Here is a 26,690-nt window from a genome sequence, read left to right on the forward strand (position 1 = left end):
CTTTTATGACACCTACTGCCAGACTTGCCGCCAGCATTGACCTGCTGGTGGCTATGGAGGCGGCACCACGCAAACCTGCGGATGCCGTTGCCAACAGCTTTTTCAGGGAAAGACGCTATATTGGCGGCGGCGACCGGCGTGCTATTTCCGGCCTTGTGTGGGACATCATGCGCAACTGGCGCAGACTGGGGTGGTGGCTGGAGCAGAACGGAAGTGCCGCCAGCCCCCGCATGCTCGCCGGTGCCCAATTGGTGTTTGACCGCACCCCCATGGAAAAGCTGGTCTCTATCTACGGCGGAGGACGTTTTGCCGCAGGTGCACTCAGTGACGCCGAACGGGGTGTGCTGGAAGCACTGGTCGATAAAAATCTTGCGTGTGATGACATGCCGCGCGCAGTCCGGCTGGAGGTGCCAGACTGGCTGCTCCCACGGTTGGAAGAAACATTCGGCGATAACCTCGAAGCCGAAATACAGGCCATGGCGGACCCTGCATCGCTGGACCTGCGGATCAACATGCTTCGCACCACCCGCTCTGAGGCCATGCATGCGCTTGCGCGTGAGGGGCTGCATGCGGAAGAGACAAAACTCTCCCCATGGGGCCTCAGGCTTGAAGGGCGTCAGCCCGTAACAGCCAGCAAGCCTTTTCGGGATGGGCTGGTCGAAATTCAGGATGAAGGCAGCCAGCTCGTCGCGGCCATGGCAGGGGTCGATCCCAGCATGCGCGTGCTGGATTACTGCGCTGGCGCAGGGGGCAAAACACTTGCCTTGGCCATGATGATGGAAAACAAAGGCCATATTGTTGCCTGCGATGTTTCTGTCGTTCGGCTGGAAGGGGCAGTGAAAAGACTGCGCAGGGCCGGTGTGCACAATGTGGAGCGCCACCTGCTGACCGAAGGTGATAAATGGGCCAAACGACGCGCGGCTTCTTTTGACCGTGTGCTGGTGGATGCACCATGCAGCGGTACTGGCACGTGGCGCCGTAACCCGGATGCGCGTTTTCGTACCACGCAGGTCGATCTGGAGGAGTTGCTGGTCAAGCAGGCAGCCATCATGGACCGTGCCGCCAATCTGGTTAAGCCGGGTGGGCGCATGATCTACGCAACCTGTTCTCTGCTCCGGGCTGAAAATGCAGGCAGGTAGAGCAGTTCCTGACCCGCCACCCCGATTTTTCTCTTGTGCCATCCGGGTCGGCATCATTACCCGACAGCCTGCGCGATCAGTCCATGATCAGCCTGACACCGGCACGGGATGAAACAGATGGTTTTTTTGCCGCGGTTCTGGAACGCAACCTGCCACAAAGCTAATCATTTTCCGTAAACAAAGCGTTTTTCAGGTTTCCATGCGGTCTATCCTCATGGTTTGATGTATAACTGCCATGCCTTTCTGCCTTGCGCACAAAAGAACATGGATCACATCTGACCACGAGATAGACCCGCATGACCGATAGTGTAATTCTTTTCGTCTTCTTTGTGCTGGGTGGCAGTATGCTCGCGCAATGGACGGCATGGCGCTTTCGGTTACCCGCGATTGTTCTGCTCTTTTCGCTGGGCCTGCTTTATGGGCCGGTGTTGCAGATTATGCACCCGTCAGAAATGATCGGCTCGGCCTTTCATCCTCTTGTCTCCCTTGCAGTGGCCCTCATCGTCTTTGAAGGGGGGCTGGCGCTTGATTTCCGCCAACTCAAAGAGGCGGGGGAAGGGGTCCTGCGTCTGACGCTGGTTGCTCTTCCCATCAACTTTCTACTCGGTGGTCTGGCAGCCCATTATATTGGCGGTATGGGCTGGGGGCCTGCTTTCCTGTTTGGCTCCATCGTGGTTGTCACTGGCCCAACAGTGGTGCTGCCACTTTTGCGGCACGCCAAACTCAAACCCCGCATTGCCGCTTTTTTACGCTGGGAAGCCATTTTAAACGACCCGGTTGGTGCCATTCTGGCCACTTTGGTGCTTGAGGTCCTACTGATGCACCCGGGAGAAGGATCGGGTACGTTCTTTACCGCGATCATTCCCCATATGCTCATTAGTGCCATTCTGATGATTGGTCTTGGCGTGGGAACAGCGTGGTGTGTCCGCTGGGTCTGTGTACGTGATCTACTGCCCGAAATCATGAAGATGCCACTCTTCATTACGCTTGCCCTCATGCTGTATGTGGTGGGCACACTGAGCATGGACGGTGCAGGGCTGATTGCATCCACCGTCTTTGGCATGGGGCTGGCCAACCTGCGCATTCCCGGCATGGGTGAACTCCAGCGTATGAAGGAAGCGCTGGTTGTGCTGATTGTTTCTGTTCTGTTTGTGCTTTTGGCAGCAGACCTGCAACGCCATGAGCTCGCCAGCATTTCCTGGTCAATTGGTGGGCTTACTCTGGCGGTCCTGTTTCTGGTGCGTCCTTTGGGCATCGGCTTGGCCACCATGGGGTCCAGCCTGAGTTGGCGGGAGCGGTTCTTTGTCGGCTGGATTGCCCCCCGCGGCATTGTTGCCGCAGCCGTTGCTGGTATTGCAGGCGTAAGGCTGGAAGACGCAGGCTACCCCGGAGCAGGTCTGGTCATGCCAGCAGTTTTTGCCGTGATTGCCTCAACCATGATTCTCCATGGTTTTTCTCTTATTCCGCTGGGTCGCAAACTGCATTTAACTCTCTCCAACCAGCCTGCACTCGCTATTGTCGGTGCCAGTGACTGGTCCAGCCAACTGGCACAGATCGTGCACGATGTGGGCGCGCCCGTACTGCTGGTAGACAGTTCCGCGAAAGACCTGAAAAACGCACAAAACGCAGGAGTGCCCGTTTTGTGCGCAGAAGTTCTCTCCGAAGAAGGAGCTGAAAGTCTGGAGGAGCGTCCGGCGGATTACCTGATCGCCGCCACACCAGACGCCATTTACAACGGGCTGGTCTGTGCACATCTGGCCCCTCATTTCGGGCACCAGCGTGTTTATCAGGTTAGCCCCGGCATTGCCCGGCTGGATCAGTACCGAGGGCTCAGCCGCGATGCACGGGGGAAGGTGCTTGGTCAGCCCGGGTGGAATTTTACTCTACTGGAAACACTCATCAAACAGGGCTGGCGCTTTGTTGCCAAGGACGTTACCGAAGAAAACAAGGAACGTCTGCTTATGGAAAACAGTGACTTCCTGATTTTTCTGGTCATCCAGAAAGGTGCTGCCATTACCGTAGTCTCTTTGGAAGATGATGCGGCTCCTCCCTTCTGGCCTGGCCTGGTCGCTATTGGCCTCATGCCTCCTCCCGCAACCGGGCAGGCATCCTAACCCGGAGTATCTGCTGCGGCATGGATGGTTATGGCTGTGGCACCAGACGCCAGAACCTCCAGCAGGTCGTGCTCGCTCAGGGCCACACATCCTTCTGTAGGAGTCAGGTCTGGACGTTGCAGATGCATGAAAATGGCAGAACCTTTACCCGGCACTGCGGGTGAATCGTTATAACCTATGACCACCACAATGTTGTAAACTGCGTCCTCTCTCCACAGCATCTCGTGCCGGGCAGGGTGGGGGTGTATCAGAAAATGATTATAAAGCTCGGAGCCGGGGTCATCGCACCACCCATCCTGTGACGTGATGGGCGCAAGCGGCAGACAGGTCTGTGGGGGCTCGACCCGATCGGCACGATAATACACTTTTCTGAGAGTGAAATGGCCGACCGGCGTGCACATGTCGCCTTCGCGCTTGCGGCTGGTCACGCCATTTTTGCCAATGACGGCTGACATTATTGTTTGCCCGCAATGCAGTTTTGCATCGCTATGGCTGTCAGATGCAGGCCACACGTGTATTATCATTTAACAATCCTGCCTCTGTTCATGGCCTGCCATGCGGCTCACGTATCATGTCGGTTCTTACGTTGCGTGATGTTTCGTGGCACGGTAGCAAAAGAATAGGTCAGGCAGCCACATACTTATACGGCTGACACAAGGAGATGGAACCACATGACGGGTGCACGCCCCATTTTGGTTGTTGACGACGATCAGGTCATCCGCAGCGCTTTGACGGAACAGTTGCAGGTGGATGGCGAGTTTCTGGTTCTGGAAGCCGCAACTCTTGCCGAAGCACGCGAAAAAATGAAGGGCCCGGATGCCCGGTGTGATGCCATCTTGCTTGATGTCTCATTACCGGACGGTGATGGTCGGGATTTTTGCGTTGAATTACGCAAGGAAGGCCTGCGTATGCCGGTTATCATGCTGACCGGCTCGGATGACGAAGCAGACATTGTACGCGGGCTGGATGCAGGCGCGAACGACTACGTCGCAAAGCCATTCCGTATTGCGGAGCTTCTTGCTCGGCTGCGTGCGCAGTTACGCCTGTTTGAAAACAGCGAGGACGCGGTCTTTTCGATCGGGCCGTATACCTTCCGCCCCTCTGCCAAGCTGTTGCTAGAACCCGTTAAAAACCGCCGTATCCGGTTGACGGAAAAAGAAACAGCCATTCTGAAGTTTCTGTACCGCGCGGGAACACGCCCCGTGCCACGTCAGGTTCTGCTGAATGAGGTCTGGGGCTACAATGCCGCAGTCACAACCCATACGCTGGAAACTCACATTTACCGCTTGCGGCAGAAAATCGAGCCCGATCCGGCCCATGCATCTTTGCTGGTGACCGAAGGCGGTGGCTATCGGCTTAACCCCGAAGTGCTTGCCTGAAAACGCCCCGCATCGGCCTGAACAGACATACTGCATAGTAGTTGCTGGTCAGGCCGATGGGGCCGGAACCTGACTTCATTCCGACAATGAAGTCTCATATACAAAATATTTGATTTTTTTGATTTTAATGATGGTTTGCCTCTTGCCAAACCATCCAAAATAGATGTATTTAGCCATCACAAACCGGGTGCGTAGCTCAGCGGTAGAGCATCGCCTTCACACGGCGGGGGTCACAGGTTCAATCCCTGTCGCACCCACCACGGTTTGCCCTAGTTTTCTGCGGGTTACAGAAAACAATCCACAAAATAATAAGCGCGCTATCGGTTTATATCGGTCCATATTGGACCATATCGACCCATATTAAACCACATCAATCCGTGCCAAATCCGTGCCACTTTTTCATTGACTTTGAGTGTCGCGTTCTCATTATGTTCTCTCGCCGGAGGGAAGCAGATGAATGCACGCTATGCGGGGGATCGCACGACCGGATTTGCTAGTCCGGCATCCGATTCTGTTGAGGGACCGATTGACCTTTCCCAGACTCTGGATCTGGCGAATCCCAGCCGTTACCCGGTGCGTGTGCGCGGAGCGACCTTCGCCGCGCGGGGCATTCTGGACGGGGATATTCTCATAGCGGATACAGCCGGCTCCCCCCAGGCAGGCCAACTGGTCATTGCCTGGGCTTCAGGGCGTGTACTGCTGGCAGAATTGCAGAAGCGGGGCAACGCCTGGTGGCTTGTGTCAGGCGATAACACGCATCCACCCCTTGAGGTTGATCCTGCGCGGGATGTGGAAATCTGGGCCAATGTTGCCAGTGTGGTGCGCGAGAAAGCCTGATGCTGTACGGCCTGATCGACTGCAACAGCTTCTACTGCTCCTGTCAGCGGGCCTTTGACCCAGACCTGAAGCACCGACCTGTTGTCGTCCTGTCCAACAATGATGGCTGCGCCATTGCCCGCACGGCAGAAGCCAAGCAGCTCGGCATCAAAATGGGGGAGGCGTGGCATCTGGTCCGTAATGAGCGGAAGCTGTCGGACGTGCGCTGGTTCTCCAGTAACTACCCGCTTTATGCGGATATGAGCCGCAGGGTCTATCAGGTTCTTCTGGATTACAGCCCAAGAGTGGAGCCGTATTCCATTGATGAGATGTTCCTCGACCTGTCCGGTTTTTCAGACAGCCTACATGCCCATTGTGGAGCCATGCGTCAGGCTGTCCAGCAGATCACCAAGGTACCAACCTGCGTTGGCTGGGGGCCAACCAAAACCATTGCCAAGCTGGCCAACGGGCTGGCCAAGGACAGGCCGGAACTGGAAGGGCTATGCGACCTGACAGACCCACAAATGCGCCAGAGATTTTACCGCAACGTCTCCGTGGGGGAGGTTTGGGGCGTGGGTCGAAGGCTACTCCCAAAACTGCACGATGCGGGTATCCGCACGATAGAGCAGTTTGTAGAGGCCAAACCTGCGCAGATCCGCAAGATCATGGCCATTACGGGGTTACGGCTTCAGGCTGAATTACAAGGGGAAAGCTGCCTACAGATAGCGGAAATGGCAGAGGCTCGGAAAGGCATGGCCTGTACCCGGTCTTTTGGGCGTCCCATTACGACCTATGATGAGATGCATGAGGCCATAACCGGCTTTGCAACCAGAGCGGCCGAGAAGCTCAGGGCCGAGGACTTGGATGCAGCCCATATCGCTGTGTTCATCCAGACCAACCGGCACAAGCGGGATGATGGCTGGTACGCCAACCAGTTCAGCATCAGTTGCGAGCCGACCAACGATACCTTTACCATCTGCAGGCATGCGTCCCGCCTGCTGAAACAGATATGGCTCAAAGGGTACCGCTACGCCAAAGCTGGCGTCATGCTGAATGATCTGGCACCCCACGGGCAGCAAAGCACCCTGTTCAGCATGGCCAGCACGAAACCAGCTCATGAGAACCTTCTGGCCGCCATGGATGGGATCAACCAGAAATTTGGAAGCGGCACACTCTTTCCGCTCTCAGCAGGTATCAAACGGGACTGGAAACCACGGCAGGCCATGCTTTCAGCGCGTTACACGACAAGGCTGAAAGAAATTATGGAAGTAAATTGCTATTAATTATAAATATAGTTTTCAATTAAAAATATACTTGGAACATTGATAAAATACTATCAAAATCTTTATAATTCCCTTTCTCGTAATATTTTGTGTGAGAGTAATCCAAAGAAACTCGTATAATATCTAATGGATACCAGTTTATATTTGCACTCCATATATTTTGTCTTCCTCCAGATACGTCACTGCTTTCTAAATCCATTTGAGAAAACCTTGTAGCCAGTTCAATGACTCCCGTGCCATGACAAAAGGTTGAGATTTTCTGATCACATGATGGAGAAGCGAAACTTGCAGATGTGGATTTCCATGCCCGCGGTTTTCCAACCAATGTGTATGCCGCAGTAATATACCATCCATAAAAATTTTGACGGTTTATTCTAGAGTTTGTCTTCGTATTAAAAATTAAGTTGTAGTATTCACTGGTTAGCAATAGTTTCTTCCATGCAACAGCCCCTTCTAAACCGAAGGCACCAGCATTTTTTGCTGGAATATTACCTGTCTTTATATATTTATCGTTTAATCCATCACCATTTTCAGGTGTATCTGAAAATGATACACCACCTGCCATAGAACTTTTATGAGACGGCTGAAAAACCCACTCGCCTGATATGCCTATATGCATAAGAAATGATTGGGTATGTATCGGTAGAATGACAGATCTGAAAACAATTGCTCTTTGATTCCCGTCTTTTCCCGGGCCAGCTGTCCCCGCCGTTCCAGAAATAGCTAAATGATAGTAATTTCCATAAAATAACGCTTGCACCGCCTGACGATTTGCGCCGGCGGCAAGCCCACGGGTAATTGTTGCAACGCTTGCCCGTTCAGGAAAAATGCTATCACCTCTGGGCTGCATTGATGACAGTCCAAAACTTGGATTAAACACCCCGACAGAAAATTGAAAATGTTTTAAACCAGTATAGCTTGCAGCACCTTCAAATAGACGCATTTGTCCACCAGGAGCCGGCCCAAAGTCCCAAATGGCACCAATCTTGACCTGGTTAGCTATATTAATTCGCACCCCGTTACGGATGTGAGGGCCACTGGCAGATGGAGAAGAGTGTTGACTGCCACGTATATTACTACCCACCTCGAGCTGATCTTGAGCAAAAGGATGAATAATAACTTTCCCCACAACAATGTCTTTAACAGTTTTAGCAAAAGACTCGGAAGAAGAAAAATTCGAAACAAACAGAATATAGAAAATAAATTTCTTATTTTTCCACATAATTTTTCATATATTTCATATCATTTTCTTGCGGAACTGAGTTTATCAACATATCTTTTTCTGTAAGATCAAGGTATTTTTTAGTTCCAGAACGAACAATAGATAACCCAATATTAACAAAATCCTTTTGTTTCCAAGGCTTTTCTTTTCCTAAAGACAAACATACAGCATAAGCTGCGCCAGCTAAGTACGAATCTAATTCTTGTACAGTACGGTTTTCTTCAAAACATAATTGTCCGATTTGTTCTCCAACATACTCAGGATCAAATCTGACTCGTAATGACATGACGTAAGACCCTCACTTGCTTCCATATGCTCACACTATCTAACGTGTTTTTTTTGTTACAAAAAGCCATTTTAAATTACAAATATTTTTTATGTTATTATAATACATGAAATATGACAAAATATACTGTAGATATAAAATTATACAATTGATTTTAGTGTTATTTATTATTATGCAAGCATGCATTTATTAACGAAGTGCACGCGGCATATTTCCCCAGAAAAGTATTGCTCGGGCCGGTATATTCGACCTGAATAACAAGCCCATGTCTGATCCGTGCTACAAAATGACAGGTGCCGTGCCCAGATAGGTCCAGTTCCAGACTAAACGGCCCCTTGAGGGTTAGTGGCCCTTGCACCTGCTGGTCCTGCCGCCATTGCAGCACCTCACCATCGGGCAGGGTAGCTACGTTGTCCGGCACCCCAGCACAGGCAATGAGGTCCGAGCGGTCCACGCCGATCAGGTCATGCTTGGCCCGCATGGGCAGGCTGGAGCAGGCGGATATCAGCAGCAGCAACCCAAAACTTGCGAATTTGCGCAAGTTCGCAAACCGGGTCATAGATCATCTTCCTTATCCGCACGGGTTCTGAGCCAGCGCACGGTTGCGGCAAACAGGACAAAGGCGAGGCCAACGGCCCCGCCTCCCAAGATCAGAAAGAACTCGTTATCGGGCGTCATGCGCTTTGGATCGCGGCGTTATCGGCCACGCACCTGGCAATGATCGCCTGAATATCCGCATCGGTCGGGCCGGTGCCGGATTTGCTCTGCTCGATTGCGGCAATGATGGTGGCGTAGATCTCCGGCCCGTATTTTTCGGCCAACGCCACCACTTCCCCCACAACGCCAAGGATCGCGCCAGAGGCGGCGGCAATGCCCTCAATGGTTTCGGCTGTACTCATTTGCTGGTGTCTCCTGTCTTGCAGGCATCCGGATGGTGCCCGCCTTCACACCTGCCCAGCAGGTCTGGAACGAAAGCAGCGCCGACTGGAGGCCGGACACGCTGGTCTGGGTCAGGGTGTTGTTGTTCTGGATGACCGTCTCCAGCACCGTCAGCTCGTTCACCACGGTCTGGCTGGATTTTTTGACCAGGGTTTTCTGCTCATCGCTGAGATGCACCCCCGGCACCTTGCCCGCCATCACATCAGGCATGGGGGTGGCGGCCACATGATAAACACTGGCCGCGTCAAACACGGTCTGTCGGAGTTTGGCCTGTGGCGTATCCCCGCAGGCTGTCAGGCCAAAGCCCAGAACACCCACCAGCAGGACCGGCACAACACTGGAGCCGATGCTTTTACCCGTATCTGGCCTCTGATTTGGTGCAAAATCCGTGCAATTCTGATGTGAAATAAGAATAAACAATTAGAAATCAATACGTTAGGATATTATCATTTCGGCCTTCACACGGCGGGGGTCACAGGTTCAATCCCTGTCGCACCCACCACGGTTTGCCCTAGTTTTCTGCGGGTTACAGAAAACAATCCACAAAATAATGAGCGTGCTATAGGTTTATATCGGTCCATATTGGACCATCTAAACCCACATCAATCCGTGCAAAATCCGTGCACCTTTTTAATTGACTTTGAGTATCGTGTTCTCATTGTGTTCCCATACCGGAGGGAAGCAGATGACTACACGCTATGCGAGGGATCGCACGACCGGCTTTGCTAGCCCGGCATCCAATCCTGTTGAAGGGCCGATTGACCTTTCACAGACTCTGGATCTGACGAATCCCAGCCGTTACCCGGTGCGTGTGCGCGGAGCGACCTTCGTCGCACGGGGCATTCTGGATGGAGATATTCTGATAGCCGACACAGCAGGCCCTCCACAGGCAGGCCAACTGGTCATTGCATGGGCCGCAGGGCGTGCTCTGCTGACGGAATTGCAGAATCGGGGCAAGACATGATGGCTTGTGTCAGGCGACAATACGCATCCAGCACTTGAGGTTAATCCCGCACGGGATGTGGACATCTGGGCTAATGTCGCCAGTATGTGCCTCAGAAAACCTGATTTTATTGCAGTCATAAGTGTGGTCCCCGATGGCCTCTTTTGTTTCATCTGGCAAATCCACCAGCAGCATATCAGCGCCCTGGAAGTCACTGACCTGTCCTGCGGTCAGGTGAAGACGGACAGGACGACCTTTACCATCACACGCAGTGCGCAACTTTGAGTTCAGACCTTCTTTTGTCCGTCCGATATAGCGGGGAAAAGCTCCCTTTTAAGCCGCGAAGCTGCCGCTCTATGTGCTTTGAAATGTGCTGCATCAATCATTAGGCGCTTTGGAACGACCGGCCTGATCAGTCAAGGCTGTGAATATCCGGTCGAAGATGCTCAGGCGGCTCCAGCGGATAAGCCGATTGTATAAGGTCTTATGCGACCCTAATTATTAAAATAAATTAGAACAAAGCACGACTTTTTTGACTTCAAAAACGTTGCGATAACGCATAGAAATATAAGTCTTATCTAAGCATGCAGGAACATGATGCAGCAATATCACTCACCTTCGACATACCCTGTCATAATGCGTATTTCCCATTGGATAAGAGCAGGCCTTATTATTGGTTTAATTGCGCTGGGATGGTGGATGACATCCCTACCTGATGGAAACAGTATAAAGTTTGAAAGATTATTCCCACTACATAAATCATTTGGAATGTTAGTTTTATTTTTTTCTATTTTTCAACTATTTGTTCGATATTATTCAACACTCCCAGAAAGCCCTGAAAATTTAGCGTTATGGGAAAAACGGCTATCAAACCTTGTACAACGTGCTATGATTGCTCTTACTCTAATTGTACCCATCATGGGTTATGTCATGTCGAGCACCTATTTACAAAGCGATGGAGTTCCCTTTTTTATTTTTGATATTCCAGAAATTTTACCAAAAAATGAGAATGCTTTTGTATTGTTTAATTTATTACATAAAATTTCCGCATATACTCTAATGGTTCTCGTTATATTGCATATTTGCGGTGTTATAAAACATCGTCTTTTCGACAGAACAAAAGAGAACGATGTGCTGTCACGTATGCTCTAATCCATTTTATTCACGGGTCTTTTAGGCATTTGGTGGCGGGTATCGCGTAAGATTCTAAAAGTGTTTGCAAATTGGGTATCCACCTGAGTTACGCGCGCTGACCGATGCTAATGCTACAGCTATTGCCGACCGCCAGATGCGGTGACACTAGATATCGACGATAACGTTCTGTGATCTCAAACGGTCTACCGCGCAGCAGCCGTCATGTCTTGGCTATGCGAATTGAACCCCTAACAGTATTCTGATCTCCTGACGTCCTTCTGGAGTTTTTATGCGCTTTCTTTCCGCAAACGAGACACGACAGGTTCTCCCTTTCCAGCCGCTGATTGCAACACTCAGGACGGCCATTGAGGAATACCGGGACAAGATCATCATTTGTCCGGAACGTCTTGTGGTGCCATCTACCGACCACACCGGGACAGTGCTGTCGATGGTAGCCTGCGGGCCGGACATTATCACCCACAAGCTGTTGAGCATTTTCCCCGGGAATACAGCTTTACCGACGCTTCAGGGACAGGTGACGTGCCTCGATGCTAGTGACGGACGTTTTCTATTCGCTATGGACGGCATTACCGCAACCGAACGACGTGCTGCCGCGATTTCAATGCTCGGCCTGTCCTGTTTTTGTCCAACGCACCTTGAGCATGTTCTACTTATTGGGACTGGCGCACAGGCACGTGTCCATCTTGAAGCGCTGAATGAGCTTTATCCGGGCCTTTCCGTTACGATACGAGGCAGGAACGCAGAGCGTGTCCAGTCACTCATTGACAACCGTTATCACGCCCTCTGCCTCAGAGCCGAGAGTAATAATTCGGCAGACCACTATGACGCTGTCATTTCTGTCACCAGCAGCCGAGGAATCTTGTTTAATCAAGAGGCTTCGCCGAACACACTGGTCATCGGTGTCGGTGCATACCGCCCGGATATGATCGAGATAGGCCCCAAGATTGTCCTGAATAGTCTCTGCGTCGTCGATGATCCCATTGGCGCTCCCCATGAGGCGGGGGATATTCTGCAGGCCGGAAAAAAATGGTCAGACGTCTGCGCTCTTGCCGATTTTTTCTGAAAAGACCCGCTCAAAACCAGCCAGTCTTTTTCAAAAGTGTTGGCTGTGCCGCATGGGATCTGGCCGCCTGCCGGCTTGCTATGCAATCACTGCCATAATCCGCGTAGCAGGCCTTTGATACTACCTTGGTTGCAAAACTAAGATCCTAGCCCAGCACTCAAAACCAGAACATGACGGTTGCTGCAGGCAGACAGCCGAGAAGGGGACGGTTCTGACCATTTGAAAGAAAGCCCGCTGCAAAAGAGGTAATGGTAGCTTTGTCATATTTTTCAGCAGATAGTCGCCAGTCTGCCCCCCCCATTTCAGACAATGGCAAAGAGCGGCAGTTCATTGTCTGATTTATAAGCGGGTTTGCCCCTCACTCGCCTGTACCAAAGGCACACAAGCTGCATATCGCCCCAATAGAGTATCGCTGGGATCGGTATATGCCACTTGATCGACTCGCCCATTCCTTACCCATGCTACAAAATGGCAGGTGCCATGGGCCGGATAGGTCTACCTCCAGACTAAAACGATCCCTTAAGTATGAGCGGCCTCTACACCTGCTTGTCCTACCGCCATTGCAGCACCTCTCCACCGGGCGTCACCATACACACCCCAACCGACAAGAACGCCTACTAATCAGAATTTTTTCTCACCCCATCAACGGAAGCAGTTTGATCTCAAGAATCATGAAGCGCCCTCGCATACTCTTAAAGCGGGGGGCATGTGCTACAAAAACAATCCGAGGGCCGAATATGACGCATATATTTGGGCGCGTCAGTTGGGCTGTGCTCGCTATAAACCCCGCCGTTGCCCCTGAGGAACCGCCGAATTAGGGCAGCTTTTCAAACCTGTGGGCACTCTGGTCAGCCGTTCTGCATGCCTTTGAAAACGGCCCCGAGGTGTTATCGGGAAGGGAGACTAACCCGATTGCCACGTAAGAGCGCGACAACTGATAAAGCGACGCAGAACACTTTATAAGGTCTTTCCCTGTTTTTTTATTAGATAAGATGATATGGGTGTCTAACAGACTGGTGCTCCATCATTTTTCCGGATCGCCAGACAAAATGTGCGCTGGTAGCTCAGTTGGTTAGAGCGGGCCGCTCATAACGGCTTGGTCGCGGGTTCAAGTCCTGCCCGGCGCACCACTTTCTCCATGACATTTTACGGTTCATGTAGCGAAGGTATGGCGCCATATCTGACCAGATATGTCTCAAATCTGAAACAGGTTAGGTTTTTTGCTACAAACATATGTGATCATGGTTGTGTCAACAGTGGCAATTTCTGGGCGGTTCCTGTTCATCAGACCAAATTGGTCATGTATCAGGGCGTACTGTTAACGCTTTACGCAATGTTCTGGCTGACTGAACACATTCAGAAAGAAACACAACATGCGAGAGAGCAATAAGAGGTTATTTTCAATTATAACCTCAGCCTTACTGGCTCTTATCGGACTTTTCCTGTTTTTGGGCGGAGCAGAACTGCTCGTCCTTGGTGGGTCCTGGTTTTACATCCTTGCCGGTGGTGTTCTGCTGGCTTCGGCGTTTAGCGGCTTCAAAAACCCCAAACTGGCAACCCGCCTGTATGCAGGCCTGTTGCTGCTGGCAACGCTCTGGTCGTTGCTTGAAGTCGGGTTTAACATCTGGGGGCTGGAAGTCCGGCTATTCACCCTCATCGGGCTTGGCGCATGGCTGCTACTGCCATGGGTCTGGCGGACAGGTGCAGACTGGCTGACTGACAAGCGCGAGGTACTGGGCGCTGTTGGTGTTTCCCTGCTTGTGGTTATCGCCAGTTGCTTTGCCTCCTATTCCATCAATGGCACTGTTCCGGCTGACCGTATGGCAGCACAAGGCCAGAATGATGTCGCCTCCAACGGAGTGCCAGATGCCGACTGGGCAGCTTATGGCCGCACGGTTGGTGGTGACCGTTACTCCCCGGTCGGGCAGATTACTCCAGCCAATATCAGCCACCTCAAGCGCGCATGGATGACCCGTACAGGTGACGTGCAGCAAGATGGAGAGGGAACCGTGGCTGGCCCGGATCAGGGTCATGAGTTCAACCTGGAACTCACCCCGATCAAGGTAGGGGACACGCTATACATGTGCACGCCCCATAGCTGGGTCATGGCGGTGGATGCGCTAACAGGCAAGGTTAAATGGAAGTTTGACCCCAAACCAGCAGCGGCTGATCTGGATAAAAACGTGTATCTGGCCTGCCGTGGGGTTTCCTATTACCACATCCCTGATGAAATTCAGACGACCTGCCGCAACCGTATTTACTCACCGGTGGCAGACGTGCGCATGGTGGCCGTCAATGCAGAAACTGGCCAGCCATGTGATGACTTTGGCGATCATGGCTTTATTTCCCTGCGTGATTATCTGGGCCATGTGCCGCACGGCTTCCACTTTGTGACATCTCCGCCCATGGTGGCAAAAAACCGGCTGATTACCGGCGGCTGGATCTTTGATAATCAGGCCAATTTTGAACCCTCCGGTGCCATCCGTGCGTTCAATGCCACCACAGGTGCCATCGAATGGGCATGGGATGTTGGTCACAACCCAGAAACATGGAAGCCCGGCCCGAATGATGAGCTGACGCGCGACACCCCCAACGCATGGGGGGTTTATACGGCAGACCTTGATCTGGGACTGGTTTACATCCCTACCGGCAACTCTCCTCCAGATAACTGGGGTGGGTCACGTCGACCGTTTGATGATGCATCGTCCAGCGCCACAGTGGCTTTGGACATTGAAACAGGCCAGCGCCGCTGGATTTACCAGACCGTGCACCACGATTTGTGGGATATGGACATTCCATCCGGCCCGTCCATGGTCGATCTGCCCGGCCCGAACGGGGAGAGCATTCCGGCTCTGGTGCAAAGCACCAAACGTGGCGAGTTCTTTGTGCTTGATCGCCGCACAGGTGAACCTGTTCCGGGCTACCCGGTGGCAGAAAAACCTGTCCCCACCGCAGGCCATCTGGCGGATGACCGCGTGTCTCCCACGCAGCCCTATCCCACAGCAATGCCTTCGCTTACCCCGCCGGATCTGAAAGAGTCGGATATGTGGGGCGCGACCCTGCTCGACCAGATGATCTGCCGTATAGAATATCGTCAATCGGCTTATGATGGGCAATTCACTCCACCGCATCTGGGCAAAACCACCATTGTCTATCCCGCGTTCTACGGCGTTGTAGACTGGCAGGGCATAACCATTGACCCACAGCGTAAACTGCTGCTGGCCAATGCAAGCTACCTGCCATTCCGCATCCGTCTGGAAAAGCGCCACACACTGGAAGGACCCGGAATCCTGCCCAAATGGGATGGCAAAGGGGAAGAACCCGCCGCCAAAGGCGATGCACTGTCCGTCTCGCCTGACTATGGCACGCCGTACATTGCCTACACCAATCCATGGCTGAACCCATTGCAGATCCCCTGCAAAGGGCCGGTATGGGGCACGTTGACCGCGATTGACCTTGTTAGCAAAAAAATCGTCTGGCAACATCCTGTTGGCACCACGCGCGACACAGGGCCTTTCCGCACCCACAACAACCTGCCACTCCCGACGGGTATGTATAATATTGGCGGGAATATTGTGACCAAGGGCGGCGTGGTGTTCATGGGCGCTACCGCAGATGACTATCTGCGCGGGTTTGACCTTGCCACAGGGCAGGTTATCTGGAGCGATCGTCTTCCCGCAGGTGGTCAGGCCACTCCCATGTCTTACGAGGCCGGAGGCAAGCAGTACGTAGTGATTGCAGCTGGCGGCCACGGGGGGCTTGGTACCCGGAGCGGTGATTACATCATTGCTTACACAATCGATGGCGCTCAGGGCTCCAAAGCTCAGTAACGCGCCTTCATGCGGGGCTTCAGAATTTTTCTGAAGCCCCGTTTCCCTAATATACGGAAATCCTTCTGATGCGTCTGACAGAAAAGCCAGAGCGCATGCGCTCTCTGCTTCGCCTTGTCATACCCGGTGTGGTTCTGGTTTATGCGTCTTCTGCCCACGCGGCGGATGTAACGCTCGGCATTATTGGCCACATGAGTATGATTTGCCGGTTGATTTTAAACCCTTTAACGTTCTGGTACAGTACGGAGACGGGAATGCCGCAGGCAGCACTTACAACAGTCTGGGCCAACGCCAGGCGCATGGTGGTAGCCACACCTGGTCAGGCATGACCAAATATGTGCATTTCCGCAGTTTTGAAGCCATTCCACATGTTGGATTTGCCTTCGAACTCATTCAGTCAGAAAGCTACACACTGGCTAATGGAACAAATTATGGTGGTCTGGGCCCAACCATTGTAGGCCCGGCCGCATGGTTTAAGCCTAATGCCCACAGTACTCTGGGCATACAGACTTTTATGCAGACACCTCAAGGCACGCGCGATGCCACGTCCCCCCAATACTGGTCCAATATTTCCAGCTTGATATTTGACTATGAATGGAAGCATTTCAGCTTTGATGGAGATGCAGGGACAGTTGTCGGCTCCACCAAGCATGTCAAAAATGCACATAGCTATTCACCCGGCGTAGTATTTTACACCAATCTACGTTTCAGCTGGAAAGCAACCCAAAAACTGGAACCTTTTGTCGCGCTTGACTGGCAGAATGTAAAAGGCACGTATGACAATACTGCCAAACAGTACCTTGATGATTCCAATAGTAGGGAAACCACTTTGGGCCTTGGGCTGATGTACAATGTCTCCAAGCACTTCTCTATCACCGGACGGTATTCGCATTCGCTTGAAGCACGTAACACGCCCGAGACAAATGCCTATTACCTCAAGCTGGTCTATCTTTGGTAAAGATCATGCATAAAGCGTGCATTACTCTTTCAGAAGATGGTAAAATTCTCTTTAACCCTGAAGAGCATATGCGGTAATATACATAACAACTGTAACACCTGTCCTTGTCGCAAGCGAAGAGGAACTGCGTGAGTCAACTGGTGGAAGACTGCATGAATGGCAAACTGAGCAGGAAAAACATGGCAGATGATGATATTCTGCCGCCCCCGGTTCATCACCAAGCCCCACCCACAAGCGACGCCTGCATCCAGCAATCATGGGAGCGTTGCGCCTCTTCCTATAATCTGGACCCTTCACAGGGCTGGATAGCCGATGTGTTATCCGGGGCCGAATTCCGGCAGGCGAGTGGCCGCTCATCGCTGTTACTCAAATCAGCCATGGAAGAAATGCGGCGGTTGTTTGATCTTGTGCAGGGCATGGGTCTTATGGTGTTGCTGGCTGACCCGGACGCGACCATTCTGGCACGCTGCGCGGATGAAACACACTTGTCGGTCTGCCGTCGGCTCCACTTGCGCAAAGGAGCCGTGTGGCATGAATCTGCCGCAGGCACCAATGGCGTTGGTACATGCGTAAAAGAAAAATGTCCGATATTTCTGGGGCAGGGGGAGCATTGGCGCTTTTGCTTTTCCCTCCTTGCGAGCTATGCCGTACCTGTTTTTGATGCTCAGGGGCATGTGGCAGGCGCTCTCAATCTGGCAGCATTTAATGGGAACTCGACCAAGCCTTACGCAGCGCTGCTCATGGATACGCTGTTACAGTCCGGGCGCCGTATAGAAGAACAGCTTTTTCGCACCCATTACGTGGATAAAAAAATATTGACCCTTGGCCCCGCCAATGGCTGCTCAGCCCCGCTGGTCGCCCTGAATGGCGACGGAGAAGTCATTGGAGCCACCCACGCCAGCAGAGTAATGATGGGGTGGACGGAAAACATGATCAAGGATCACCCCAACCTGTTGAGCGAACTGGAAACAGGCTGTGAAATCAGCTTGCAAAAAGCAGAAGAAAGCGTTGTCCGTTCTGCATTGGCTGCCAGTCATGGCAATGTGGCCGCAACGGCCCGCAGTCTGGGAATTAGTCGCGCCACATTATACCGTAAGATGAAGGGACTGAATATTCAGTAAGCTGCATTATGGCTGAAAATGAACCTCTACCGGAAAATCAAACACGGCGACACGTTCAAGATATGGGCCAGCAAAGCTTTTAAAGGCGTCATGGGCAGGATCAAAATAACGGCTATCAGTCACAATCGGCCGTCCGACATAAAAGTTGCGATCCCCTTGTGAGTGAAAGGTCACCAGATAGCCTTGCTCAAGCCCAAAATCTACATTTTCACCACTGATCTGCGGACCGGCCTCAATCGATGCAACAACAGCACGTCCGTCCGGACGGCGCGAGAGTTGGGCAAGAGCAACAAAGCGTTTTGTAACGTCATCGCGTTCAGCCTGAGTAACCTGCGGTTTAAAGCGGAACATCACCAAGTGCCGTACAATCCCCGGCTTGTAGTCAGTGGCTGTAAAGCGGGCGTCGCCCACACTCCGTGCGTCAGCTCTTACAAGCTGCGCAGTCTGGCTGACCGGCAGGTTCTGCGCAAACCCATTCTCGGGGTGGATGAAGGCGGTCCCGCTGACCGCCCCCGAACACAATATGACCACGCTGCATTTGAGCATCAGACACCTGCCAAACTACACGATAGGCATCAGGGAGCCGGATTGGAATGAACCTGATGGATCGCATTTATTTTTGCTTCCAGTTCAGGTGTTACAGCCAGCTCTTGCGAGCCGAGAATAACCTCCAGTTGTTCAAGGCTTGTAGCGCCAATAATATTTGACGTGACAAAAGGCCTGCTTGTTACAAATGCAATTGCAAGCTGTGTCGGGTCCAGCCCTTCGCTCCGAGCCAGTGCATGGTACGCGCAAATGGCCTCATCCACACCGGGTTTTTCATACCGTTGAGCACGATTGAAGAGCGTTGTGCGCGCTCCAGCAGGTCGCGCACCATTAAGGTATTTTCCGGTCAGGTAGCCTTGCGCCAAAGGAGAATAGGCAAGAAGCCCAACATGCTCTCGCAGGGCCATTTCCGCCAGACCAATTTCAAACGTCCGGTTGAGAAGGTTATATGCATTCTGGATGGATGCCACACGTGGCAACCCGGTTTTTGAAGCCGCCAGAAAACTGGAAACACCCCATGCTGTTTCGTTGGAAAGACCAACATGGCGGATTTTTCCCTCATTAACCAGATCACCCAGCACACCGAGTGTTTCCTCTATGGGTATGGCATCCTCTTGGGGCAGAGTTGTAAACGTAGTGCCACCTTCTCCAAACAGGCCTATGACTCGGTCGGGCCAATGGAGTTGATAGAGGTCAATATAATCCGTCCCCAGACGGCGCAGGGAGCCTTCAAGCGCATAGCGTATCTGCCGGGGAGCAAGGCGGGCCTGCTCTCCACCCGGGCGATACCATGGGGAGGACGAACGCCCGACAACCTTGCTGGCAATCACCAGTCGATCCCGACCGCCTCGGGCTTTAAGCCAGTGACCTATAATAGTTTCGGTAGCGCCATAGGTCTCCGCACGCGGGGGAATAGCATAAAGCTCCGCCGTATCAATAAAGTTAGTGCCCCGATCCAGCGCCAGATCAAGCTGGGCATGTCCTTCTGCCTGCGTATTCTGCTGTCCAAATGTCATTGTGCCCAGGCAGAGTTCACTCACCATAATGCCTGTGCGGCCCAGTTCGCGTTTATGCATGTCAAAACCTGCCCCGAAAGATGCAAACAATATTTATAATATGCGAGGAAAACAAAAATAATACAAGAGCACCGTCAATAAGATAAAAAACAAATTAAAAATAACATTTAATATTATTTGAAATAAAAATGATATTTTTTAACCATTGAAATTTTTAAAATGCGCGATTATCATGGAAAATAATTCTGATATTATTTTGGAGGAATGCATGCTTAACCTTGATAACATTAACAAGGCGGTCTCTTCCGTTCATTTACCAGATTACAATCCTCTGGATATTAAACCCGGCATTGTTCATTTTGGCGTTGGTAATTTTTTTCGGGCGCATGAGGCACTTTATATCGACAAAATTCTCCACGCGGAGCCAAACTGGGGCATTGTTGGCGTTGGCCTGACCGACGGCGAGCATTCGCGCAAAAAAGCCGCCATGTTCAAGGTGCAGGACTGCCTTTACTCCCTCACTGAATGTGCGCCCGACGGCGGGCGTACCGTACGCGTTATTGCCGCACTCCGTGATTATCTGCTGGCAGCACAGGATCCACAAAAGGTTTTGGAGCAGCTAAGTAGCCCCAGTACCCGCATTGTCTCCATGACCATAACGGAAGGAGGCTACAATATTAACGAAACAACCGGAGCATTTGACCTTGAAAATCCGGCCGTGCAGCATGACCTGCATAATCTGGACAATCCAACAACGATTTTTGGCTACGTCGTGTCGGCCCTGCGCCGCAGACGCAATGCAGGCCTAAAGGCCTTTACCATTATGTCGTGCGATAATCTGCGCCATAATGGGGACGTTGCACACAAGGCTTTTGTGGGGTTTGCGCAGGCGCATGACCCCGAACTGGCAGAATGGATTGCACAGAACGCCACATTCCCCAACGCTATGGTGGACCGTATTACGCCAACAGTTACGGCAGATGATGCACGCCAGTTGAATGACTACAGCGGGCTGGAAGATGACCTGCCCGTTGTTGCCGAAGATTTTCACCAATGGGTGCTGGAAGATAATTTTGCCGACGGTAGGCCCGATCTGGCACGCGCTGGCGTGCAGTTCGTATCTGACGTAACGGATTATGAGCATGTCAAAATCCGCATGCTCAACGCCTCTCATATCATGCTCAGCTTCCCGGCCATTCTGCTGGGATATGCCCATGTCGATCAGGCGGTTAAAGACCCCGCGCTCAAACAGAATGTGGAAAATTTTCTTGTTCGGGATGTCATCCCAACGCTTAAGGCCTCCGGGGATTGATCTGCACGAATATATGCAAAGCGTGCTCAGCCGTTTTTCCAACCCCGCCATGGCAGACCAGACATTACGCATTGCCAGTGATGGCTGCGCCAAAATTCAGGTATTCTGGACAGAAACAGTGCGTGACCTCCTGCTTGGGAATAAAGACTGTTCACGCATGGCCTTTGGTATAGCCGCTTATCTGGAAATGTTACGTGGCATCTCCACGTCGGGTCAGCATTATCCCATCTCCGAGCCAGCTTATGCGCAGGGCCAGCAAACCCTTATCCACTCAGATGATTATGCAGCCGGCTTAAAACTACCTGCATTTGACGCATGGCGCGACCTGGACAGTCACATACTGGATCATCAGGTTGTGGAACTGCGCAAAATTATCCGCAATCAGGGCGTGCTGGCGGCCTTGGCAACGTTACCTGCCTGACAAATGACCACCAAAAAGGGGAGGTTTTGAACGACCTCCCTTTTTATCATGCTCAGCCACCGGGATTGCAGCATGCCTTGGTGGTTAGAGGTAACCACGAGCCCCCACATTCTTGTGACCAAACGGAACCGTGCTGCGGGCCTATCGTTAAAAATCAGGACTTTGCCTGTCAGGTTCGGGACATATCTCTGGGAATGTCTGTGCCCCTGAGGAGGCACTTGCAAACGGAGAGAACGGTCATGACCGCAACGTATCATCTACGCGATGTAAGTATCGGCATAGATGCCACAGGCACGCGGCCCGAGAGTGATTCCATGGGCACCATCGATGTACCAGCAGGTCATTACTGGGGAGCACAGACACAACGTAGTCTGGTACATTTTTCCATTGGCCGTGATTTGATGCCTATTGAACTTTGCCGCGCTTACGGGATTGTTAAAAAAGCGGCAGCACAGGTTAATCTGGCTGATAACCGCCTACCAAACTGGAAAGCTGCCGCCATTATTCAGGCCGCTGACGAAGTCAGCTCCGGCCTGCTGGATTCCGAATTCCCGCTATTTGTCTGGCAGACTGGCTCCGGCACCCAGACCAATATGAACGTCAACGAGGTGATAGCCAACCGTGCCATCCAACTATTGGGCGGGCAGATTGGCTCCAAAACACCCGTCTATCCCAATGACGACGTCAACATGGGTCAATCAAGCAATGACTCTTTTCCCACAGTCATGCATGTGGCGACATTGCTGGAAATTGAAAAAACCCTTTTCCCCTCAATTGAGGCATTGATCGCCTGCATTCGCACCAAAGCGGAAGGGTGGAATGATGTTATCAAAATGGGACGGACACACCTGCAAGACGCTGTGCCCCTCACTGTCGGGCAGGAATGGTCGGGGTGGGCTCAACAACTGGATAATGCCTTGGATGCGCTCCGTTCCGCCAGAGCAGGCCTTGCAGAGCTTGCAGCGGGTGGCACAGCCGTGGGCACAGGGTTGAACGCCCCCAAAGGGTTTGGCAAGGCCATTGCAGAACATATTGCGGTACTCACGGGTCTGCCCTTTGTGACCGCCCCTAATAAATTTGCGGCTCTTGGAGGGTTGGACGCCATGGTCCGCGCGTCCGCTGGACTGCGTGGACTTGCGGTTGCTTTGATGAAAATTGCCAATGATATGCGCTGGCTTGGCTCTGGCCCACGCTGCGGTCTGGCGGAACTGAACCTACCCGAAAACGAACCAGGCTCATCCATTATGCCTGGCAAGGTCAACCCGACGCAGTGCGAGGCATTGATCATGATTGCAACGCAGGTGTTGGGGAATGATGCCACGGTTGCCTTTGCAGGTGCTCAGGGCAACTTTGAACTCAACGTCATGCGTCCCGTTATCGCAGCCAATGTTTTGCATTCCATTCGTATTCTAGCCGATGGCTGTCGCAGCTTTTTGCAATTCTCGGTCGAAGGAACCACTTTAAACGAACAAAAAATAAAACATTATGTGGACGTGTCAGTCATGCTGGTAACCGCTCTAAGCCCGGTTATTGGCTATGACAAAGCCTCGGCCATTGCGCACCGTGCCATGGAAAAGAACGAAACGCTCAGGGAGGCCGCTCTTGCATCTGGGGTGAGCGCTGACGTTTTTGACCAGAATGTGGACCCACGACACATGGTTGGAGAGGGGCTGGCAGGAGCCTGAAGCTAAAGCACGCCGGCAATGAGAGGGATATTTATCCAAATTCCAAGAACTTGATGCACATCATTGCTCCCTTTGCTGATGCAGGAGCAACGTCAACACACTTCTTGGCGGAAGGGGAAAAGGGAGGCGTGCTCGCCTCCCTTTTTTTATCTACCTGATGCAGGATTAACGCATGATCACGCAGTTTGCTGCGCACCATGAAAATCAGCGGACAAAGACTGTTTTTTCTTTTTTTCCAACATCTGGGTATGACGGCGCGCTTCAGGGGAAATACGCAGGCAAAGCGTGAGAATACCTGCCACCAGATACAATCCTGAAAAACTCCAGATTACGCCTTCCAGCCCCATACCCAGCCAGGACTCACAAATACTCACCACGGCTGGACCAACCCATGTGCTAGCCCCGGCACCCAACCCCAGAATGGACAGTGCTGCGGCTTTTTCCTTGGGGCAGATCAGGGGCATCAAACCCGACATCGGCACAAAAGCAGCAACGGTCCCCCCGTAAACAAAACCTGCAATGGCAGCTAACATAAAGTTACCCGGATACCATAATGGCACGTAGTAGAAGAGGGGAATGGTGACACAACAACCAACACAGCCACCAATCGCAATAACAAAACGATGGCCGAGCTTGTCCGCCAACATACCTGCAGCAAGATTGAACAGAATATTGCCCAGAAAAATCAGGGACAGCAGATCAAGCCATTGCGATTGAGAAAAATGCAGTTGGTCCACAAAAAAAGCGGGCATGATCGCCAGAAATGCATATTCGGAAGATGTATTGACTGTACGAATAATACCGGCAACCAATGTTTTGGGTTCGCGCCACATAATGCTGATCGACCCAAAAAAGACCTGTTTTTTATCCGCGTTCTCGTTCACCAGCGGTTTGGCTCCAATAGGCTCACGAACAAACAGGAGAGCCGTAAGACCACCCAGAACAACCAGCCCCAGGGAGCACCAGAACGTCGCCAACTCACCAATATAGGGAATGGTATAGCGCGCAAACTGCGACCCCAGAGTAGGCAGCCCAGCAGAAAAAGAAAACCAGAACCAGCCCGCAGCAGAACCCAGCATCCGCGCAGGTGTGGCGGCTGCAATCCAGACCAGAAAGCCGTATGCGAACAATGGGTAAGCAAAGCCACGCAGAGTATAGAACAGAAGCGTCATGGACAGATTGTCCGGCCCCAGCCCCAATGACAAAAACCCCACCTCCAGCACGGCCCACAGGAGCAGCCCCGCCCACATGGTACGCTTTGGCCCATACAGGTCGGACAATGGCCCTGCCAGCCATGCAGAGAGCATGACCGTCACGCCATATGTCGTGAACATGAGGTTTACATCACCCTGACTATGCCCATGGTGCAGCATATATGTGTCAAGGTAACCAGCCTCCACGCCATCGCCGACCATAAACAGCAGCAGGCCAACAAAACCAAAAAAGAGGGGTTGAGGTATGCCCAAAAAGGCGGCGAGACCACGTGATTGCGTGGATGACTGAGGGCTTGTCTCTGGCAAGACGCTCTCTCCTTATGTATTTTTTGCAGTCTGCTGGTGTAAACAGGCCCTAAGGAGCAAGGGCGCAGACGTGCGTGATGCAAGTCCGAAATATACATCACGGACTATCAAGAAACGGGCACGAAAATAGGATCGCGCATCACGGGATAAAAAGCACAAGACTATGCGCTCTCAGTAATTCATAATCATCATGACGAATCAATTCAAGGAATTTTTTATAAATAAATCCAATGTAGTATAATTTATTCTTAAATAATTATTTTTACCATTTAATTTTATTTAAATAATTGTAGATTTTGTTTCTTCAATTCACAGATTATTTTCTCAAAATCTTTCAAAAATTTACTTGCCTATTTTTTTTGGCTTTCCAAAAAATCTTTTCATCACACACAAAGCGGAACATATAATCCGGCACACGATGACGTATTTTTTTATAATGCGTAAAAATATATTTATAACTGTTGATTATTGTTTTTCCGCATAGTTTTTCTCAAGATCAAGAAGGTCTGAAACCATTTTTTGTAGCGGCGTATTCCAATCGCCCGGTTGAGGCTGCTGATAAATACGAAGATTATCATACCACGGCGTATCTGTGCGGCCAGACAGCCAGCGCCAGCATTGGTCAAACCGCGACAACATCCAGACAGGTTTACCGAGCCCTGCCGCAAGATGAACTACAGACGTATCAACAGATATCACCATATCCAGATTACTGATCAACGCCGCCGTATCATCAAAATCATGCAGTAATTTGGTATGGTTGATCAATTTCATCCCTGCTGGGGGCGCTTTGGCCTGAATACCTTTTTCCCCAACCTGTAAACTATAAAACAAAACGTTCGGCACCTGCGCTAATGGAGCAAGACTTTGCAGGCTGACAGACCTGCGCTGGTCCACAAACTCCACATATCTGACCTCACGGTGTGGAGAACCCGCCCAAACAAGCCCTACGCTTAATGTGGGCTTTGCTGCGTTGAAAAACACATCCTTATTCAGGCGATCCTTCCATAACGCCACGCGCACCGGGTCGGCTGTCAGGTACCCGTTAGCCAGAGGAATAGTTTCCAGCGTTGTACCCAGTAAATAAGGCAAACTTCCTACCGAACATTCCAGCTCATGAGGAGGAGGAACATCATCAACCGTAATAAACAACTGTTCGGGAAAAGAGCGTTGCAGCAATGTCAGCAACTCTTTGCGCACTTTTACAATAATTTTGCCGCCACGCTCTGCTGCGAACGGAATAAAGCGTACAAAGTGCAGCATGTCGCCAAAGCCGCCTTCTGTATGAACCAGCAGGGTTTTACCTACAAAGGTCTCCCCCTTCCACAACGTGCCCTGCAGGTTGTGCTTACCAATAATATTGCTGTTCCAGCGCCATTCATACGCCTCAAACCCTTCTGCGTAACGCCCTTGCGCCAAAAGGGAGAGTGCATAGTTGGTGCGTGACTGCCCATTATCGGGTTCAAGCTGTATGGCTGCGGCATGAAAATTCTGTGCAAGCGCGTGCCGTCCCTGACAATCCAGAACAACCCCCAGATTGCTCAGCGCCAAACCATGCTGTGGTTGCAATGTCAGGCATTGCTTAAAGGCGTCGATCGCTCCCGCATAATCCTGCTGTTCATAGAGAACATTACCATAATTGGACCACGCATCAGCCATATCCGGCTTCAGCCTGACCGCACGGTCAAGCAACTCCTGCGCGGCACGAAACTCCCCTAACGAGCACAGGAGACCACCGTAATTGCTCAGGGCACAGGCATCGTCAGGATTGCGCCGTAATACGGCCTGATACGCCACAACGGCATCCTGCAAGCGATTGGCTTGCTGCAACGCTACAGCATCCATTGTCTGCAAATCCGACACCAAAGGCAGATCAGAAGAAGAATGCTGTGCCATAAGTTTAAAACCCGGAACTCAGTTGCAATAAAAAGCGATCATACTC

22 protein-coding genes, 2 tRNA genes and 3 pseudogenes are annotated in these 26,690 nt (G+C 51.7%); 16 read left to right on the forward strand and 11 right to left on the reverse strand.

The genetic code is table 11. The features are described 5' to 3' along the window. The first annotated feature begins 5 nt into the window (after positions 1-5). Together JCM25146_RS16985 and JCM25146_RS03735 are read left to right on the forward strand one after the other, a co-directional pair. Positions 6-1,303, forward strand: a pseudogene (locus JCM25146_RS16985) (RsmB/NOP family class I SAM-dependent RNA methyltransferase). Between the two features lie 132 nt (positions 1,304-1,435). Then, positions 1,436-3,253: a cation:proton antiporter gene (locus tag JCM25146_RS03735; RefSeq protein ID WP_025825988.1), complete on the forward strand. Its 1,818-nt coding sequence runs from the start codon at positions 1,436-1,438 to the stop codon at positions 3,251-3,253. Here the strand turns inward: JCM25146_RS03735 and JCM25146_RS03740 are convergent. Next, positions 3,250-3,777, reverse strand: a complete 528-nt coding sequence (locus tag JCM25146_RS03740) for a L,D-transpeptidase family protein (RefSeq protein WP_025825990.1) — start codon at positions 3,775-3,777, stop codon at positions 3,250-3,252. The genes JCM25146_RS03735 and JCM25146_RS03740 overlap by 4 nt on opposite strands. A gap of 147 nt (positions 3,778-3,924) precedes the next feature. On the opposite strand from JCM25146_RS03740, the gene JCM25146_RS03745 reads away from it, so the two are divergent. The 4 genes from JCM25146_RS03745 (at position 3,925) to JCM25146_RS03760 (ending at position 6,731) form a co-directional block, all read left to right on the forward strand. After that, complete coding sequence (locus JCM25146_RS03745; RefSeq protein ID WP_025825992.1) at positions 3,925-4,632, forward strand: response regulator transcription factor; 708 nt, start codon at positions 3,925-3,927, stop codon at positions 4,630-4,632. Between the two features lie 185 nt (positions 4,633-4,817). Then, positions 4,818-4,892, forward strand: a tRNA-Val gene (locus tag JCM25146_RS03750). A 193-nt stretch (positions 4,893-5,085) separates the two neighbouring features. Continuing rightward, entirely contained in the window at positions 5,086-5,469 is a 384-nt protein-coding gene (locus JCM25146_RS03755; RefSeq protein ID WP_025825994.1) for a LexA family protein, read from the forward strand. After that, the gene (locus tag JCM25146_RS03760; protein WP_035371932.1) at positions 5,469-6,731 is read left to right on the forward strand and encodes a Y-family DNA polymerase; all 1,263 of its coding nucleotides are present in this window, start codon (positions 5,469-5,471) and stop codon (positions 6,729-6,731) included. The genes JCM25146_RS03755 and JCM25146_RS03760 overlap by 1 nt, the downstream gene beginning before the upstream one ends. 19 nt (positions 6,732-6,750) lie before the next feature. Here the strand turns inward: JCM25146_RS03760 and JCM25146_RS21205 are convergent, their stop codons facing one another. From JCM25146_RS21205 to JCM25146_RS16990, 6 genes are all read right to left on the reverse strand, one after another. After that, positions 6,751-7,953 carry an OprO/OprP family phosphate-selective porin gene (locus JCM25146_RS21205; protein WP_081774744.1) on the reverse strand — a complete coding sequence of 401 codons (1,203 nt, stop codon included), beginning with the start codon at positions 7,951-7,953 and terminating at the stop codon, positions 6,751-6,753. Next, complete coding sequence (locus JCM25146_RS21915; protein WP_148298962.1) at positions 7,940-8,239, reverse strand: hypothetical protein; 300 nt, start codon at positions 8,237-8,239, stop codon at positions 7,940-7,942. The genes JCM25146_RS21205 and JCM25146_RS21915 overlap by 14 nt, the downstream gene beginning before the upstream one ends. 160 nt (positions 8,240-8,399) lie before the next feature. Then, positions 8,400-8,798, reverse strand: coding sequence for a hypothetical protein (locus JCM25146_RS03765; protein ID WP_025825997.1), 399 nt, complete (start codon positions 8,796-8,798; stop codon positions 8,400-8,402). Next, positions 8,795-8,917 carry a hypothetical protein gene (locus tag JCM25146_RS24450; RefSeq protein WP_255375219.1) on the reverse strand — a complete coding sequence of 41 codons (123 nt, stop codon included), beginning with the start codon at positions 8,915-8,917 and terminating at the stop codon, positions 8,795-8,797. Before JCM25146_RS24450 ends, JCM25146_RS03765 begins: the two co-directional genes overlap by 4 nt. Further along, positions 8,914-9,138 carry a hypothetical protein gene (locus JCM25146_RS03775; RefSeq protein ID WP_025825998.1) on the reverse strand — a complete coding sequence of 75 codons (225 nt, stop codon included), beginning with the start codon at positions 9,136-9,138 and terminating at the stop codon, positions 8,914-8,916. The genes JCM25146_RS24450 and JCM25146_RS03775 overlap by 4 nt, the downstream gene beginning before the upstream one ends. Continuing rightward, on the reverse strand, positions 9,116-9,511 hold the full coding sequence (locus JCM25146_RS16990; protein ID WP_242400899.1) for a hypothetical protein: 396 nt from the start codon (positions 9,509-9,511) through the stop codon (positions 9,116-9,118). Before JCM25146_RS16990 ends, JCM25146_RS03775 begins: the two co-directional genes overlap by 23 nt. 352 nt (positions 9,512-9,863) lie before the next feature. On the opposite strand from JCM25146_RS16990, the gene JCM25146_RS16995 reads away from it, so the two are divergent. The 8 genes and pseudogenes from JCM25146_RS16995 to JCM25146_RS03820 all read left to right on the forward strand — a co-directional run bounded on the left by JCM25146_RS16995 (position 9,864) and on the right by JCM25146_RS03820 (position 18,248). Beyond that, positions 9,864-10,142, forward strand: coding sequence for a S24 family peptidase (locus JCM25146_RS16995; RefSeq protein ID WP_051543992.1), 279 nt, complete (start codon positions 9,864-9,866; stop codon positions 10,140-10,142). Positions 10,143-10,148: 6 nt separating this feature from the next. After that, positions 10,149-10,406, forward strand: a complete 258-nt coding sequence (locus JCM25146_RS21920) for a hypothetical protein (RefSeq protein WP_242400900.1) — start codon at positions 10,149-10,151, stop codon at positions 10,404-10,406. A gap of 309 nt (positions 10,407-10,715) precedes the next feature. Beyond that, positions 10,716-11,273, forward strand: a complete 558-nt coding sequence (locus tag JCM25146_RS03790) for a cytochrome b (protein WP_025826000.1) — start codon at positions 10,716-10,718, stop codon at positions 11,271-11,273. 271 nt (positions 11,274-11,544) lie between these two features. Then, positions 11,545-12,339, forward strand: a complete 795-nt coding sequence (locus JCM25146_RS17000; protein ID WP_242400901.1) for a delta(1)-pyrroline-2-carboxylate reductase family protein — start codon at positions 11,545-11,547, stop codon at positions 12,337-12,339. A gap of 1,053 nt (positions 12,340-13,392) precedes the next feature. Next, positions 13,393-13,469, forward strand: a tRNA-Ile gene (locus JCM25146_RS03805). Between the two features lie 243 nt (positions 13,470-13,712). Further along, positions 13,713-16,169, forward strand: a complete 2,457-nt coding sequence (locus JCM25146_RS03810; RefSeq protein ID WP_025826002.1) for a membrane-bound PQQ-dependent dehydrogenase, glucose/quinate/shikimate family — start codon at positions 13,713-13,715, stop codon at positions 16,167-16,169. 68 nt (positions 16,170-16,237) lie between these two features. Beyond that, positions 16,238-17,127 (forward strand): annotated as a pseudogene (locus JCM25146_RS17005) (transporter). A gap of 128 nt (positions 17,128-17,255) precedes the next feature. Further along, positions 17,256-18,248, forward strand: coding sequence for a helix-turn-helix domain-containing protein (locus tag JCM25146_RS03820; RefSeq protein WP_242400902.1), 993 nt, complete (start codon positions 17,256-17,258; stop codon positions 18,246-18,248). Between the two features lie 6 nt (positions 18,249-18,254). Here JCM25146_RS03820 and JCM25146_RS03825 read toward each other — a convergent pair whose 3' ends face one another. Together JCM25146_RS03825 and JCM25146_RS03830 are read right to left on the reverse strand one after the other, a co-directional pair. Then, positions 18,255-18,794, reverse strand: a complete 540-nt coding sequence (locus JCM25146_RS03825) for a Dabb family protein (RefSeq protein WP_025826007.1) — start codon at positions 18,792-18,794, stop codon at positions 18,255-18,257. Positions 18,795-18,823: 29 nt separating this feature from the next. After that, on the reverse strand, positions 18,824-19,870 hold the full coding sequence (locus JCM25146_RS03830) for an aldo/keto reductase (protein ID WP_025826008.1): 1,047 nt from the start codon (positions 19,868-19,870) through the stop codon (positions 18,824-18,826). Between the two features lie 208 nt (positions 19,871-20,078). Here JCM25146_RS03830 and JCM25146_RS17010 point away from each other — a divergent pair. Both JCM25146_RS17010 and fumC read left to right on the forward strand, forming a co-directional pair. Further along, positions 20,079-21,543, forward strand: a pseudogene (locus JCM25146_RS17010) (mannitol dehydrogenase family protein). A gap of 239 nt (positions 21,544-21,782) precedes the next feature. Then, a complete protein-coding gene (gene fumC, locus JCM25146_RS03840) occupies positions 21,783-23,228 on the forward strand; it encodes a class II fumarate hydratase (protein WP_025826010.1) in 1,446 nt (481 codons plus the stop codon). Positions 23,229-23,404: 176 nt separating this feature from the next. Here fumC and JCM25146_RS03845 read toward each other — a convergent pair whose 3' ends face one another. Together JCM25146_RS03845 and JCM25146_RS03850 are read right to left on the reverse strand one after the other, a co-directional pair. Then, a complete protein-coding gene (locus JCM25146_RS03845) occupies positions 23,405-24,748 on the reverse strand; it encodes an MFS transporter (RefSeq protein ID WP_025826012.1) in 1,344 nt (447 codons plus the stop codon). A gap of 465 nt (positions 24,749-25,213) precedes the next feature. Next, positions 25,214-26,644, reverse strand: coding sequence for a tetratricopeptide repeat protein (locus JCM25146_RS03850; RefSeq protein WP_025826014.1), 1,431 nt, complete (start codon positions 26,642-26,644; stop codon positions 25,214-25,216). Positions 26,645-26,690 lie beyond the last annotated feature (46 nt).

This window comes from Acetobacter okinawensis JCM 25146, from assembly GCF_000613865.1.
Lineage (GTDB): Bacteria > Pseudomonadota > Alphaproteobacteria > Acetobacterales > Acetobacteraceae > Acetobacter > Acetobacter okinawensis.

Excerpts from the sequence above, each read along its gene's own strand:
- JCM25146_RS03735 (WP_025825988.1), top strand. The coding sequence starts at position 1,436 with ATGACCGATAGTGTAATTCTTTTCGTCTTCTTTGTGCTGGGTGGCAGT.
- JCM25146_RS03740 (WP_025825990.1), bottom strand. The coding sequence starts at position 3,777 with ATGATAATACACGTGTGGCCTGCATCTGACAGCCATAGCGATGCAAAA.
- JCM25146_RS03745 (WP_025825992.1), top strand. The coding sequence starts at position 3,925 with ATGACGGGTGCACGCCCCATTTTGGTTGTTGACGACGATCAGGTCATC.
- JCM25146_RS03755 (WP_025825994.1), top strand. The coding sequence starts at position 5,086 with ATGAATGCACGCTATGCGGGGGATCGCACGACCGGATTTGCTAGTCCG.
- JCM25146_RS03760 (WP_035371932.1), top strand. The coding sequence starts at position 5,469 with ATGCTGTACGGCCTGATCGACTGCAACAGCTTCTACTGCTCCTGTCAG.
- JCM25146_RS21205 (WP_081774744.1), bottom strand. The coding sequence starts at position 7,953 with ATGTGGAAAAATAAGAAATTTATTTTCTATATTCTGTTTGTTTCGAAT.
- JCM25146_RS21915 (WP_148298962.1), bottom strand. The coding sequence starts at position 8,239 with ATGTCATTACGAGTCAGATTTGATCCTGAGTATGTTGGAGAACAAATC.
- JCM25146_RS03765 (WP_025825997.1), bottom strand. The coding sequence starts at position 8,798 with ATGACCCGGTTTGCGAACTTGCGCAAATTCGCAAGTTTTGGGTTGCTG.
- JCM25146_RS24450 (WP_255375219.1), bottom strand. The coding sequence starts at position 8,917 with ATGACGCCCGATAACGAGTTCTTTCTGATCTTGGGAGGCGGGGCCGTT.
- JCM25146_RS03775 (WP_025825998.1), bottom strand. The coding sequence starts at position 9,138 with ATGAGTACAGCCGAAACCATTGAGGGCATTGCCGCCGCCTCTGGCGCG.
- JCM25146_RS16995 (WP_051543992.1), top strand. The coding sequence starts at position 9,864 with ATGACTACACGCTATGCGAGGGATCGCACGACCGGCTTTGCTAGCCCG.
- JCM25146_RS03790 (WP_025826000.1), top strand. The coding sequence starts at position 10,716 with ATGATGCAGCAATATCACTCACCTTCGACATACCCTGTCATAATGCGT.
- JCM25146_RS17000 (WP_242400901.1), top strand. The coding sequence starts at position 11,545 with ATGCGCTTTCTTTCCGCAAACGAGACACGACAGGTTCTCCCTTTCCAG.
- JCM25146_RS03810 (WP_025826002.1), top strand. The coding sequence starts at position 13,713 with ATGCGAGAGAGCAATAAGAGGTTATTTTCAATTATAACCTCAGCCTTA.
- JCM25146_RS03825 (WP_025826007.1), bottom strand. The coding sequence starts at position 18,794 with ATGCTCAAATGCAGCGTGGTCATATTGTGTTCGGGGGCGGTCAGCGGG.
- JCM25146_RS03830 (WP_025826008.1), bottom strand. The coding sequence starts at position 19,870 with ATGCATAAACGCGAACTGGGCCGCACAGGCATTATGGTGAGTGAACTC.
- fumC (WP_025826010.1), top strand. The coding sequence starts at position 21,783 with ATGACCGCAACGTATCATCTACGCGATGTAAGTATCGGCATAGATGCC.
- JCM25146_RS03850 (WP_025826014.1), bottom strand. The coding sequence starts at position 26,644 with ATGGCACAGCATTCTTCTTCTGATCTGCCTTTGGTGTCGGATTTGCAG.